At 43.4% G+C, this 14,654-nt stretch carries 13 protein-coding genes; 11 read left to right on the plus strand and 2 right to left on the minus strand.

Annotation, left to right across the window (positions count from 1 at the left end; genetic code table 11):
- Positions 1-85 precede the first annotated feature (85 nt).
- Entirely contained in the window at positions 86-712 is a 627-nt protein-coding gene (gene lexA, locus CXK86_RS10450) for a transcriptional repressor LexA (RefSeq protein WP_017688034.1), read from the minus strand.
- 296 nt (positions 713-1,008) lie between these two features.
- Here lexA and CXK86_RS10455 point away from each other — a divergent pair, with 296 nt between their 5' ends.
- From CXK86_RS10455 to CXK86_RS10490, 8 genes are all read left to right on the plus strand, one after another.
- The gene (locus CXK86_RS10455; RefSeq protein WP_036673870.1) at positions 1,009-1,386 is read left to right on the plus strand and encodes a LysM peptidoglycan-binding domain-containing protein; all 378 of its coding nucleotides are present in this window, start codon (positions 1,009-1,011) and stop codon (positions 1,384-1,386) included.
- Between the two features lie 95 nt (positions 1,387-1,481).
- A complete protein-coding gene (locus CXK86_RS10460) occupies positions 1,482-1,691 on the plus strand; it encodes a DUF896 domain-containing protein (protein WP_017688036.1) in 210 nt (69 codons plus the stop codon).
- A 125-nt stretch (positions 1,692-1,816) separates the two neighbouring features.
- Positions 1,817-2,326: a hypothetical protein gene (locus tag CXK86_RS10465; RefSeq protein WP_017688037.1), complete on the plus strand. Its 510-nt coding sequence runs from the start codon at positions 1,817-1,819 to the stop codon at positions 2,324-2,326.
- A 28-nt stretch (positions 2,327-2,354) separates the two neighbouring features.
- Positions 2,355-3,146, plus strand: coding sequence for an HAD family hydrolase (locus CXK86_RS10470; RefSeq protein WP_101313670.1), 792 nt, complete (start codon positions 2,355-2,357; stop codon positions 3,144-3,146).
- A gap of 589 nt (positions 3,147-3,735) precedes the next feature.
- Positions 3,736-4,665, plus strand: a complete 930-nt coding sequence (locus tag CXK86_RS10475; protein WP_339177159.1) for an ABC transporter permease — start codon at positions 3,736-3,738, stop codon at positions 4,663-4,665.
- A 12-nt stretch (positions 4,666-4,677) separates the two neighbouring features.
- Entirely contained in the window at positions 4,678-5,550 is an 873-nt protein-coding gene (locus CXK86_RS10480; protein WP_036613592.1) for a carbohydrate ABC transporter permease, read from the plus strand.
- A 247-nt stretch (positions 5,551-5,797) separates the two neighbouring features.
- Positions 5,798-7,432, plus strand: coding sequence for an ABC transporter substrate-binding protein (locus CXK86_RS10485; protein WP_076250202.1), 1,635 nt, complete (start codon positions 5,798-5,800; stop codon positions 7,430-7,432).
- 102 nt (positions 7,433-7,534) lie between these two features.
- Complete coding sequence (locus CXK86_RS10490) at positions 7,535-8,209, plus strand: GntR family transcriptional regulator (protein ID WP_036673866.1); 675 nt, start codon at positions 7,535-7,537, stop codon at positions 8,207-8,209.
- 96 nt (positions 8,210-8,305) lie between these two features.
- Here CXK86_RS10490 and CXK86_RS10495 read toward each other — a convergent pair whose 3' ends face one another.
- The gene (locus CXK86_RS10495; RefSeq protein WP_047843398.1) at positions 8,306-8,851 is read right to left on the minus strand and encodes a cupin domain-containing protein; all 546 of its coding nucleotides are present in this window, start codon (positions 8,849-8,851) and stop codon (positions 8,306-8,308) included.
- Positions 8,852-9,030: 179 nt separating this feature from the next.
- Here CXK86_RS10495 and metH point away from each other — a divergent pair, with 179 nt between their 5' ends.
- From metH to CXK86_RS10510, 3 genes are all read left to right on the plus strand, one after another.
- Entirely contained in the window at positions 9,031-12,471 is a 3,441-nt protein-coding gene (gene metH, locus CXK86_RS10500; RefSeq protein WP_076250204.1) for a methionine synthase, read from the plus strand.
- A 77-nt stretch (positions 12,472-12,548) separates the two neighbouring features.
- The gene (gene rnz / locus CXK86_RS10505) at positions 12,549-13,487 is read left to right on the plus strand and encodes a ribonuclease Z (protein WP_017688042.1); all 939 of its coding nucleotides are present in this window, start codon (positions 12,549-12,551) and stop codon (positions 13,485-13,487) included.
- A gap of 356 nt (positions 13,488-13,843) precedes the next feature.
- Positions 13,844-14,653 carry a TIGR01457 family HAD-type hydrolase gene (locus CXK86_RS10510; RefSeq protein ID WP_101313671.1) on the plus strand — a complete coding sequence of 270 codons (810 nt, stop codon included), beginning with the start codon at positions 13,844-13,846 and terminating at the stop codon, positions 14,651-14,653.
- Position 14,654 lies beyond the last annotated feature (1 nt).

Consider the following 14,654-nt stretch of genomic DNA (forward strand, 5'->3'; position numbering starts at 1 on the left):
AACATGAAAAAAAGAGGTTGTCCTGTTGATCAGGATAACCTCTTTCGTATTTCATTACATCTAGTTTTGTTACTCAAGTTAAATATTAATGAATATCTCGGAAAAGGCCAATGACTTTACCCAGAATACTAACATGTTTCAAACGTAAAGGTTCGAAGGTCGCATTCTCCGGTTGAAGGCGAATATGATCTTTCTCTTTATAGAACGTTTTCACTGTAGCTTCATCGTCTTCAGTCATTGCAACGACGATATCACCGTTATCAGCAGTTTGCTGTTGACGAACAATAACATAATCTCCATTAACGATTCCAGCTTCCACCATACTATCTCCGACTACTGAAAGCATAAACACTTTCTGTTCGCCTACATAATGTGTAGGAAGAGGGAAGTAGTCTTCAATGTTCTCGGTTGCAGTGATTGGAACCCCGGCTGTAACCTTACCAACGACAGGAATACGTGCAACGCTATGAGCAAATTGATGAGAATGCTCAGATTCTTCCTGGCTCAAAAGCTCAATGGCTCTTGGCTTGGTAGGGTCGCGTCGGATCAAACCTTTTTTCTCCAAACGATCCAAATGTCCATGTACTGTTGAGCTGGAAGCCAGTCCAACCGCTTCACCAATTTCCCGTACGGAAGGAGGATACCCCTTCAACCGGACTTCATTTCGTATAAACTCCAGAATAGCCTGCTGCCTGCTGGATATCTTCGACATACCGTATCAACCCCATTTTAGTAACGTTTGGGAAAATTATAACATAGAACCTCCGTTCGTACAAACATAAGTTCTAAATAAAATAGCATTAAATCAGTGTTTTTTAACTTATAGAACAGAAATTGTCCAAAAGTCAGAGCATAATACTTCAAATGTTTTGTAAAAGGACTTGAAATAAGATATTTCTCCTTCAAAAAAGAAGCGAACAATTGTTCTAAAAATCTATTGAACAAAACAAGTGTTCGTGTTATATTGATTCCAACAGATAGGAACAAACGTTTGGAGGCGGGTATTTAATGAGATATTCTACTTATCAAAGCATTTATGAACCAATCAATTCGGAACTGGTGAAGTCTAACATAGGGAACTACAAGAAGGTTTTAGCGCGTTTCAAGATTTCTTCATGGATGTTAAAGGTAGCCATTACCTCTATGATTATATTTATTGGATGCAGCACCGTTTTAACTGTTTTTGCTGGCAATGAGAATGATGTTCTGCCAGGAGGAAAGATAGCTGTTTCACAAGGGGAAACATTATGGAGTATTTCTTTGGAACATAAGCCGACGAATATGGATACACGTATATATATAGAAGCAATTAAGAAAGTGAATCAACTTCATACAACTTCCATCCAAGTGGGACAAGTACTAGCTCTACCGCAATTTGCAGAATAAAATGCACATCAATGAGTGTTAGCGCGTGTCAGCTTGACAAGCAGCCTTTATAATGGCAAAGTTAATATGACTTTGTATTTTTGGAGGGGACAAGCTTGGATATAGATAGTCTGGTAGCACGCATTAACGAATTGGCTCGTAAGCAAAAGTCCACTGGATTGTCGGAGGAAGAGCTTGCTGAACGTGCCGAGCTAAGAGAGATTTATTTGAGTAATATTCGCAGCAATTTCAGACAACAACTGGATACCATTGAGATTGTTGATGATGAGAATGACAAAGGCCACCAAGGCAAACTCAAACACTAACGAAACCTAATGATATCATTATGATATTTAGGTTTCTTCCTGTTATTTTGAGTGTGCAATTTATAGGGGGAAATGTTGGTTTGCAATTATGTAAGCCGATACAAAGACACATAAGGGGGATTCTCATGTCGCGTTCGTTCGAGAGAACGGTTAAGAAAAATTCCAAGCAGTTAAATCAGCAACGCAAAAAAAGTGGTCAACCAATCACAGGTACACCAGGTGAAGAAGTCTTTAAGGGACGCAGTCTTTTGTTCCCTATATTTTTGATTGGTCTCGCCTTTTTGTATCTGTTCATGAGCACATTCCTTGTGCAAGCTCCAATGACAACTTGGGACTGGGTGACCATGCTGCTTTACGTATTTTTGGCAGTCATCTTCATGCTTCGTCGTCCATACATCAAGATTAGCAGTAATCGGATTATAACGACGAAGGGTAATCGTGAACGTTCAATTGGGGTTGACGATATCGTCAAATTCAGAATTGAACCAGGTACAGTTGTTATCGAACATAACAGTCGCGGGAAAAGATGGGTGTTCACCAAGTTATTGAACCGTTACGATACAGATGCGATTGCAGAACGTTTGCTGAAGTTTGCAAAAGCACACCAGATCACCGTGGAAACCGTCGAAAAGTAATTATTGCATAAAGGGGTAGATGATCGGAATGGCGTTAAAAGCGATTTTGTTCGACCTGGATGATACTTTATTATGGGATGAGCGTAGTGTTCGAGAAGCTTTTCATGAGACTTGTCTAATCGCAGCGAAAGAGACTGGGGTAAAACCAGAAGAACTTGAAGAAGCTGTTCGTAATGAGGCACGTGGGCTGTATGAATCATATGAAACCTTTCCTTTTACCAAAATGATTGGAATCAATCCGTTTGAAGGCCTATGGGCAAACTTTACTGGTGGGGATCAACCTGAGTTCCGTCAGTTGGAACAGCTTGCTCCAGTTTACCGTAAAGAATCCTGGCGTCGTGGCTTGTTGAAGTTGGGTATAGATCGGGAAGATCTTGCTGAACAACTTGCTGCGCAGTTTGGAGTAGAACGGAGATCCAGACCTCATGTGTACGAAGAAACGATGGATACCTTGCGTCAGTTACAAGGAAAGTACAAACTGTTGTTGTTAACAAACGGTTGTCCTGCTTTGCAACAAGAAAAGTTGGATGGTGTACCTGAATTGACTCCTTTCTTTGATGAGATTATTATCTCGGGTAACTTCGGAAAAGGAAAACCAGATCCGTCGATATTTGAACATGCTTTGAGTAAACTGGGTGTTAAACCCGAAGAGAGCATGATGGTTGGAGACAAGTTAACGACTGATATTCGTGGTGCTTTATCATCTGGCATCCAATCCGTATGGATTAACCGTGAGCATAAGACCAACAATGAAACGTATGCGCCAGACCATGAAATAACACATTTATCAGAATTAAATCAGCTTATTGCTAATTTCTAAGCGGAATCAGTTATAACATCTTTCCTCAGCACCCTGAAACATTGGAAGCTTCAATGAACGATGATGTCGTTCTTGAAGTTACCAATGTTTTTTTATTTGAGCTTGTTGAGTAAATTACCTTGTTAAAAGAGATCTCTATTTTTTTTGCTAAAAGTTATTGAAATTAGAGGGAAGCTGGATTAGAATGTAACTAACATACTAGTATGACTAGTATTTATATTGTCATAAAGCAATATCTTTTTGACTTACTTCATTAAATGGAGGCAGGGAGTTATTGCTTATTATTTTCGATTGATTGTAAGCGCTTAATATTTCAGAGTATCTTCTTCCGATTTGGAGATCACACCACTTAGTAAGTGCTAATTAATGATGTGAAGCACTTTGGATTGTGTGATTCTACATAATACATCAAATTGATATCGCTTACATTCAGCAATTATCTATTTGGTAGTGGGGGGGAAGTTAAAGGAGTTATTGTCTTCTACAAGAGGAGAAACGATGGGAACTGTACATGAATTACTCTTACTTATCAAGTCCTGGATCGGAGTGAAAACACATGGAGTCGGAAACCGCTAAAACAACGTTAACCATGACATCTTTACGTAAAGAGAGCAGATTACGAACGGCAGCAACTTTGTTCCGCAAAGACTGGCAGCTGTATTCACTATTAATCCTTCCCATCATTTATCTCCTTATTTTTAAATATGGGCCGATGATTGGTAATGTGATTGCGTTCAGACGTTTTGTTCCCGGGGGAAGTATATTTGGAGAAACGTGGGTTGGATTAAGATACTTCAAAATGTTTATTGAGGACCCTACCTTCTGGAGAGTATTCGGTAATACGCTGATGTTGGGCGGACTTGCATTGCTCTTTACATTCCCGGTTCCAATCATTTTTGCTTTGATGCTTAACGAAGTGAAGAGTAAACGATTCAAGAAGTTTGTACAGACCGCGTCTTATCTGCCTCATTTTCTGTCTATCGTTATCGTTGCGGGTATGATCCTGCAGCTGACAGCAGTGAATGGTTCCATTAATGGACTGGTGGCTTTCTTCACCGGAGACAATATTCCTTTTATGCAGCGGGCTGAGTGGTTCAGAACAATCTATATCACTTCCGAGGTATGGCAGGGTATGGGTTGGGGAGCGATTCTGTATCTGGCTGCACTGACAACCATTGATGATTCTTTGTATGAAGCTGCGCGTATCGATGGTGCCAATCGGTGGAAGCAAACGATTCATGTAACGTTACCAGGGATCTTGCCAACGATTGTGACGTTATTGATTTTGAACATGGGTAATTTCCTGGCAGTTGGATTTGAAAAAATCTTACTCTTGTACAATCCGCTTATCTACGAGACATCTGATGTGATCTCCACTTACCTGTATCGGGTTGGACTGGAATCCAGTAACTTCAGTTATGCTACCGCAATTGGCTTGTTCGAATCGCTGATCGGTCTGATTCTGGTGTTCTCCGTAAATGCCATTTCACGCAGACTGACACAAAGAAGCTTATGGTAAAGGAGGAGCACCATGCAGGAATCCAGATCTTACAAGGTATTTAAAGTATTCAATGTCATCTTTCTGCTGTTCGTGGTATTTATAACGCTCTATCCATTCTTAAATGTCGTGGCACAATCCTTCAGTAGTGAGTCCTATATTAATTCGGGTAAGGTTAGTTTGTTCCCAAGAGGATTCAATGTGGAGACATACAAGACCATCTCACGTGACAGCATGTTCTGGACGAATTATAAAAATACGATTATCTATACTGTAGTAGGTACATTAATCTCCATGTTTATGACGACTATTTTCGCCTATGCCCTGTCCAAAAAGAGGTTGATGGGTCGCAAGTTTCTGACGATGTTCGCCGTATTTACCATGTTCTTCAGTGGTGGATTGATTCCAAACTATGTGTTGATTAATTCCCTTGGGTTCAACAACACCATGTGGGCACTTGTTGTTCCTGGCGCAATTAGCATATACAACATGCTGATCATGAAGTCATTTTTTGAAAATATGCCTGAAGAACTGGAGGAAGCTGCCTCCATTGACGGTTTGAACACCTACGGGATCTTGTTACGCATTATATTGCCGCTTAGTAAAGCCGTTATGGCAACCATGGTGCTGTTCTACGCAGTAGGTCATTGGAATTCCTGGTTCCCAGCCTTTCTGTATTTGGACAAAAAAGAACTGTTCCCTGTCACCATTTATTTGCGCAATATGATTGCAGGAGCGACAAGTGGGGCATCTGCCGGTGCAACCTCAGCTGATAACCTGACACAGATTGCTGCCAATATTAAGTCAGTAACGATGGTATTAACCATCTTGCCGATACTCACCATCTATCCATTTGTCCAAAGATACTTTGTAACCGGTATCATGTTAGGGTCTGTTAAACAGTAATACGTAGCAGCTATATAAATTGAACTACAGATGATTTACACGGAACACTCCGATGACAGAATAACCTTTCAATCGCTGTTATCCCCAGATTTTTTCGATTCCCTTTTTAAAAGGGAGAATCCGGTGATAGCATATGCTTCCGATGAAGCTTTCTTTCAGAAAGCTTGTAGGCGAGCGCTTCGCTTTTTATTGATTAAAAAGTTTTAAGTCAAGGTCAACCTAAACCAAATTCAGGGGGATAACCTAAATGAATCAAAAGCCACGTAAGTTTGTTGGTAAAATGGTGTTGGCATCAATGATGACCGTTGTTCTGGCAGCATGTAGCAACGGTAATGGAGCCGGAGGTGACGTCACAGAAGTTCAAACCAAGGCAGCGATGGAGACGTACAATGTAGGGGATACATTCAAGGCGACCGAGCCATTTAATCTCTCCATACTATATAGTGATCAACCTACCTATCCGTACAAAAAAGACTGGTTGCTTTTCGAAAAGATGACTGAAATGACTGGTGTTACACTTGAGCCAACGATTGTTCCTATGAGTGACTATTCTCAGAAGAGATCTCTTCTAATCAGTTCTGGTGATGCACCGCTGGTTATTCCAAAGACCTATCCTGGTGAAGAATCTGCTTTTGTATCTTCCGGTGCGATTCTGCCCGTTAGTGATTATATTGATTTGATGCCCAACTTCAAGGATAAAGTGGAAAAATGGGGATTGGAAGAAGAAATCGAAGGACTTCGACAGGAAGATGGCAAGTATTATGTACTCCCGGGTCTGCATGAAGAAGTATGGCCAGATTATACATTAATCGTAAGAACAGATGTTTTTGAAGAAAATAACATTGCTATCCCAACCACATGGGATGAACTGTATGACGCTGCAAAGAAACTCAAAGAGCTGTACCCGGATTCCGTTCCGTTCTCGGACCGTTTCAAATTTAATAGCACATTAGGTATTGCGGCTACCGGCTTTGGTACCAAGGCTGGATGGGGTTTTGGTAACGGATTGACGTATAAGGAAGATCAGGATCAATTTGTGTACACGGCTACTACACCGGAGTATAAGGAAATGCTAACGTACTTTAACAAGTTGGTATCCGAAGGATTGCTGGACAAAGAAAGTTTCACGCAGGATGATGATCAGGCTGTACAGAAATTTGTATCCGGCAAATCATTCATGATTAATGGTAATTCCCAAACGGTGGTGCTGCACCGAAATGATATGAACAAAACGCTGGGAGAAGGTAAATACTCTGTTGCGAAGATTACAGTTCCTGGTGGGCCAAAAGGGCAATTAATGTCTGGCTCCAGACTTGAAAACGGTGTCATGATATCCGGGAAAATTCAAAAAAGCGAAAACTTCAAAGCCATTATGCAATTTGTGGATTGGTTATACTACAGTGATGAGGGTCAAGAGTTTGCCAAATGGGGCGTTGAAGGCGAAACATTTACCAAAGAGGAAGGAAAACGTAAATTGGTAGAAGATGTGAACTACAATGGCTTGAATCCTAAAGGCACGAAGGATCTGCGTATTGACTTTGGATTCTCTGGTGGAGTATTTGCCTACGGTGGTACGACAGATCTGCTGCAATCGATGTTTAGTGAAGAAGAGTTGAAATTCCAGCAAGACATGAAGGATACCAAGGAAGTGATCCCGGCAGAACCACCAATTCCTTACTCCTCAGAGGACCGTGAACGGGTGACACTTCTGAGTACACCACTGAAAGATTATTCGGATCAAAATACACTTAAATTTATCTTGGGTGAGCGAGACTTGTCTGAATTCGATACGTTTGCCAAAGAGCTGGATAGTCAAGGGTTATCTAATTATCTGAAGCTGGCAAATGACACGTACAAAGCCTACAAAGAAAACAAGCAATAATATAGTTGATGTTGGCCAGATTACCGTTTCACACCGATATATAAGTGGAACGGTAATTTGTGCTAAGATGAATGAATACGGCTGATAGAAAGAGGTCTAGGCATGTCACTTAATCAAAAAATTAGAGGCTCGACCCGGGCATATTCATATAACCTGTTAAAAGAACGAATTCTTCACCTGGAACTTAAGCCGGGTACCAAGATTTCAGAGAAAGAGATTGCAGATGAACTGCAGGTGAGCAGAACACCCGTGAGAGAAGCATTCATGAAGCTTGCTGAAGAAGAACTGCTGGACATTATTCCCCAGAGTGGAACGATCGTCTCTCATATTAATCTGGAGCATGTGGAAGAAGGCAGGTTTATGCGGGAGAAGATGGAGAAGGAAATCGTGACTTTGGCTTGTGTTTCTTTTCCTGAAGAGTACAGATTTCGACTTGAAACCAACATTGCAATGCAGGAAGTCTGTATAGGAAAAAACAATTTCTATCGGCTTTTTGAACTGGATGAAGAGTTTCATCAGATTTTGTTCCAGGGCACGGGTAAGCTGAGAACATGGAAAATGTTGCAACAACTGAATATTCCGTTTAATCGGTTGCGTTTATTACGTCTAGCGGAGGACTCCAACCTGGAGGTCATTATCTCCCAGCACAAAGAGATTTATCGTCTTATCACAGAGCGTCAGACCGAGCAAGCTGTTCAGGTGATGGAAGCTCATCTTAGACTCGTTGTTATTGAACAGGAATCGATAAAGGCGAAATACCCGCATTATTTTATATAATGCACCGATGTTGTACACTACTCTCCACATGCATATGCGAAAACCCCTGTTCAATTGAACAGGGGTTTTGGTTAAGCGAGTTGTAACACGAGAGTGTTAGGCTTGTTTGATAAATGTAGGATCAGGGTATGGATCTGCAATCCAGCCATCTTTTTCGATGAACAGACGTACAGCAATAATTTGTTTGTTCTCCATTAAAGTGAAGAAGTGCGGTGTATTCTCAGGTACAGAGATAACGTCTCCAGGAGACAGTTCTACATTAAAGTAGCCCACATCATCTGTAGCTTTGATAACAAAGATTCCTTTACCAGCAACAATTGCACGGATCTCATCTTCAGCGTGGGTGTGGATCTCTTCGAACTTGGCGAGCTTTTCTTCGATATCTGGTGTTTGTTCGGACAGCGTGATGACATCCCAGATCTGGTACCCGCGACGTGCAGCCAAATCTCTGATTTCATAATCGTAAGTTTCCAAAACCTCGGTTTTCTGTTCATCAGTTAATCCAAAGTTATTTTGCAGATCAGTGTTCAGTTTGGAAGCGTCCCACTTCTCATATAATACTTCGTATTTGTTTAAGAAATTTCGAACATTTTCGTCACCAGTGATGCGTTCGTTCGTATTTCGGATAACAATTTCAGCCATGTTCTTTCCCTCTTTTCCACTTGGTTTAATTGAATTATATCGGATTGCTTTGTTTTTGTCGATTCTCAAATTCCGTTCATATTCGTGCAAACCCGCCATCTTTCGGGACCAAACCCGATCTTTCACATTAAGTTAGTTTCTGTTAAACTAAGATCTAACGTTTTGCGGGGGTGAAGATATTGGATAAGATTAGTCTACACGATGCATTAAAACAACGAATATTAATCCTCGACGGTGCAATGGGGACCATGATTCAACAAGTTGATCTGACTGGCGAAGATTTTGGCGGCGAAGATCTGGATGGATGTAATGAAATGTTAGTGCTTACTCGTCCAGAACTGATCCAGCGCATTCATGAAGAATATCTGGAGGCGGGCGCCGATTTAATTGAAACCAATACATTTGGTGCCACATCCGTTGTGCTTGCTGAGTACGATATTCAGGATCGGGCACGCGAGATCAACCTGGAAGCAGCCAGAATTGCGAAAGCTGCGGTTGATCGTTTCTCTACACCTGAATCTCCACGTTATGTGGTAGGTGCGATGGGACCAACAACCAAAACACTGTCTGTAACTGGGGGAGTAACGTTCCAGGAACTTATCGACAGTTATTTGGAGCAAGCGCTTGCTTTAATAGAGGGAGGCGTTGATGCGCTACTACTCGAAACCTCACAGGATACCCTCAATGTAAAAGCAGGCAGCATTGGAATTCAGCAGGCCTTCGAACAGAGTGGCGTTACACTGCCCCTGATGATATCAGGAACGATTGAACCGATGGGAACGACCCTTGCAGGTCAGAACATCGAATCCTTTTATATATCCTTAGAACACCTTAACCCAATTTCGGTAGGACTAAACTGTGCTACGGGTCCGGAGTTCATGCGTGATCACATTCGTTCACTTTCTGGAATGGCATCGGTTGCCGTTAGTTGTTACCCGAACGCGGGTCTTCCGGATGAGAATGGTAATTACCATGAGTCACCAGACTCGCTTGCACAGAAGATCGGTGCTTTTGCCGAACAGGGCTGGTTGAATATCGCTGGTGGATGTTGCGGGACAACCCCTGCACATATTCGGGCGATGCGCGACACACTTGCTCAGTACCCCCCAAGAGAAATGAACGGAACACATCCACCGGCATTGTCTGGTATAGAACCGATCTACATTGAACAGGACAATCGTCCATACATGGTTGGTGAGCGTACGAATGTGCTGGGATCACGGAAATTCAAACGCCTCATTGTAGAAGGAAAATATGAAGAAGCCTCGGAAATTGCACGTGCTCAAGTGAAAAATGGAGCGCACATTGTCGATGTGTGTGTACAAGACCCAGACCGCGAAGAGTCTGAAGACATGGTGAAGTTCCTTGAATTGGTTGTAAAAAAAGTAAAGGTTCCTCTCATGATCGATACGACAGATGCTTCAGTAATTGATCTGGCCCTCCAGTACTCACAAGGTAAAGCGATAATTAACTCCATTAACCTTGAGGATGGCGAAGAGAAATTTGAGCTGATTACGCCGTTGCTTCATAAATATGGTGGTGCAGTAGTTGTCGGAACGATTGACGAACGGGGTCAGGCGATTAGTCGGGAAGACAAGCTTGACGTAGCCAAGCGCTCTTACGATTTGCTGGTGAACAAATATGGTCTCAAACCAGAAGACCTCATTTTCGATACGTTGGTGTTCCCGGTAGGTACGGGAGATGAACAGTACATCGGTTCAGCCAAAGAAACCATTGAAGGTATAAGAGTGATTAAGGAAGCGATGCCAGAATGTCATACGATCCTCGGGATCAGTAACATTTCATTCGGACTGCCTGAAGCGGGCCGTGAGGTGCTGAACTCAGTATTCTTATATGAATGTACCAAAGCAGGTCTTGACTATGCGATCGTGAACACAGAGAAATTGGAGCGTTATGCCTCCATTCCTGAAGAAGAACGCAGACTCTCGGAAGAGCTTTTATATAACACGAATGATGATACTCTGGCGGCGTTTGTAGCGGCGTTCCGTAACAAGAAGGTTGAGAAGAAGGAAAAAATCTCGAACCTTTCATTAGAAGAGCGTCTCGCTTCATATGTAGTAGAAGGAAGTAAAGAAGGATTGCTGCCAGATCTCGAACTGGCACTTGCCAAATATACAGCACTTCAAGTGATTAACGGTCCACTGATGCGGGGGATGGAGGAAGTAGGTCGTCTCTTTAACAACAATGAGTTGATTGTAGCTGAGGTGTTGCAGAGTGCAGAGGTTATGAAGGCTTCTGTAGCATATTTGGAGCAATTCATGGAGAAGAACGAAACTTCGGTTAAAGGCAAGATCATTCTGGCCACGGTCAAGGGCGATGTGCATGACATCGGTAAGAACCTGGTTGAGATCATCCTGTCCAATAACGGTTACCGGATCATTAATTTGGGTATAAAAGTACCACCAGAACGTATTATTGAGGCATACCGAGAAGAAAAAGTCGATGCGATCGGCCTCTCGGGTCTATTGGTAAAATCAGCGCAGCAGATGATTCTTACCGCTCAGGATTTGCGAACAGCAGGTATTGATGTGCCTATTATGGTTGGTGGAGCGGCGCTAACACGTAAATTCACCAAAAATCGTATCCGTCCTGAATATAACGGAATGGTTGTATATGCGAAAGATGCGATGGATGGTCTGGATCTGGCGAACAAATTGATGAATCCCGTTTCACGTGAAGTGATGCAACTGGAGATGGAAGCTGAGAAAGAAGCTGATTCTTCAGGTGCTGTAGCTGTTCAGGCTCTTCCAGAGCTTACGCGAGTGGAGCGTTCGGATATTGCTGTAGATCATCCGGTTCTTGTCCCGCCTGATCTGGATCGGCATACGATGCGTAACTATCCTTTATCACATATCCTGCCATACGTGAACATGCAGATGTTGCTTGGACATCATCTGGGGTTGCGCGGTTCAGTAGAACAACTGCTTGCTTCAGGTGATAAGAAGGCTACCGACCTGAAAGCAGTCGTGGATGATATCATGCAAGAGGCTGTTCGTGACGGGATTATTCAGGCGCATGCCATGTATCGTTTCTTCCCGGCTCAGTCCAGTGGTAACAGCGTCATTATCTATGATCCAAAGGACACCAGTAATATTTTGCATACATTTACGTTCCCACGTCAAAAAGTCGAGCCGTTCCTGTGCCTGTCCGACTTCCTGAAACCTGTTGAATCCGGTCAGATGGATTACGTTGGTTTCATGGTTGTTACGGCCGGACACGGTGTGCGTGAACTATCCACGGCGTGGAAAGATCAAGGGGATTACCTTCGCTCACATGCTCTGCAATCCGTAGCGCTTGAAGTAGCAGAGGGATTAGCTGAGCGTGTGCATCATATGATGAGAGATATATGGGGATTCCCGGATTCTGCCCAGATGACCATGAAGCAACGTCATGGTGCACGCTATCAAGGGATCAGGGTATCTTTTGGATATCCGGCTTGTCCGGATCTGGAAGACCAAGGGCCGTTGTTCAAGTTGCTGCAGCCTGAGGATATCGGTGTGGAATTGACGGAAGGTTTCATGATGGAACCTGAAGCTTCCGTATCAGCGATGGTATTCAGCCATCCGCAAGCCAAGTATTTTAATGTAGAGAAGGCATAAATTCAGTAGAGTGTCAGGCAAAGCCCTCCGCATTGTCGGAGGTTTTTTGCTGGCAACAGAAAGAGGTGCGATCCAGAATGGAACTATATTTCCTGGGAACTAATGCTGGTGTACCTACGCTTCAACGGAATGTAACTTCCATTGGGCTACGCATGTTGGATGAGCGCAGAGCTTTGTGGTTGTTTGACTGCGGGGAAGGAACGCAGCACCAGATTTTAAGTTCTCCGCTTAAACTAAGCAAATTGGAGAAAATATTCATTACTCACCTGCATGGTGATCATGTATTTGGACTTCCAGGACTGCTTTCGAGCAGAGCCTATCAAGGTGGCACCACACCATTAACCGTATATGGTCCGCCAGGTACGGAACGAATGATCAGTACAACAATGGAGCTGAGCCAATCCCGGGTTAACTATGATCTGAATATCGTGGAACATACGGGCGGTGTCCTGTTCGAGGATGACAGTTTTATCGTGGAAGCTGCTTTGCTTGAGCATCGGATTGACAGTTATGGATACCGGATTACCGAAAAAGATCGTCCAGGAAGCCTGGACCCAGCCAAACTGGCGGAATATGGTTTGAAGCCAGGCCCATTGTTCGGCCGACTGAAACGTGGAGAAACCATTACGCTGGATAACGGTGATTCGCTTCGTCCAGAAGATGTATTGGGAGCGCCCAAGCGTGGTATGGTGATCACCATATTGGGTGATACACGTCCATGTGACAACGTACAGCCACTTTCCATCAATGCAGATGTACTTGTACATGAAGCTACATTCATGCATGATCTGGCCGATACAGCGCATGAGTACTATCATAGTACTTCTAAACAAGCGGCAGAAGCGGCTAGAGCAGCCAATGTAGGGCAACTAATCATGACTCACTTCAGTTCACGCTATAAGGATGAGGATCAACTTCAGCCACTTTTGGAAGAGGCGCAGTCCGTATTCCCGAATACCAGACTTGCAAACGAACACCAGCTTATTCCTGTCGTGCATCGCAAGCAAGAATCTTAACCCTGATTGCGAACCAGTGCACGGCTAAACACGTCATATAAAGATCCGGGTAATTGCACGGGACTGAGGGAGAGGAACTCCCGCGGTCCCTTTTGCAATCTGGTCAGAAAGCGTGTAGGATGGGCAATATGAAGAGGGAAATGATTCAAATTATTTTCCGGGAAAGCGCAGGAAATGACAAGCTTGTACAGAAGACGCGCGAGTTAAACCGTCGGTGTTCGATCCGGTTCGACTTGTTGTGTGCATATGTCAGCAAGCCATTATTTTTTGCCTGAATACATAGGTTCGCGGTCAAGTTCGAGGTAATTGATTAAGGACATGAAACGTTAATGGAATGAAGAAAGGAAGTGCTGTGTGTGATTAAGGCCTATCTGATTGACTTGGATGGTACGCTCTATCATGGCAGACATCGTATCGAAGGAGCCGATCAGCTTATTCGAACACTGCAAGAGCTAGGAAAGCCGTATTTATTCGTAACAAATAATTCTTCCCGTACACCACAAGGTGTGGCAGATCATCTGAACGGGATGGGCATACCTGCCGACGCGTCTCAAGTATGTACTTCTGCTGTGGCGGCTGCTGAATATGTTGCTGAAGAGTCCCCGGGTGCAAAAGTGGCATGTATTGGAGAAGCAGGACTGCTGGAAGCCATAGAAAAAGCAGGACTACAGCTAACGGAAGATGCACCAGATTACGTGATACAGGGGATTGATCGTGAATTTTCCTATCATAAACTGACCAAGGCGCTAAGGTGGATTAATGCGGGATCAAAATTCATCATGACCAACCCGGATCTGCAGCTTCCTTCCGATGATGGACTGACACCTGGGGCGGGGACTATTGGATCAGCAATTGAAGCCGCGACCGGAGTTCATCCTACAGTCATAGGCAAACCATCGAGTGTTATAATGAAGTCAGCCATTAGCCGGCTAAACCTGGCGTCTCATGAAGTGGCAGTGATCGGAGATAATATGCGAACCGATATTGCTGCTGGAGTGGCAGCAGGATGTGAGACGCTGTTGGTCCTTACCGGTGTGACAACACGGGATAATATGGATGGACACATTCAAGCAGCGAAGGCTCGACCTGATCATGTGTTTGAAGATTTGCATAAATTGATGGAGTGGCTGTCGCAAGAGGCAGACCAAGCTTCCAAAAAGGGGTAAT

Origin of the sequence: Paenibacillus sp. BGI2013 (genome assembly GCF_002843485.1) — a bacterium.
Classification (GTDB): domain Bacteria; phylum Bacillota; class Bacilli; order Paenibacillales; family Paenibacillaceae; genus Paenibacillus; species Paenibacillus amylolyticus.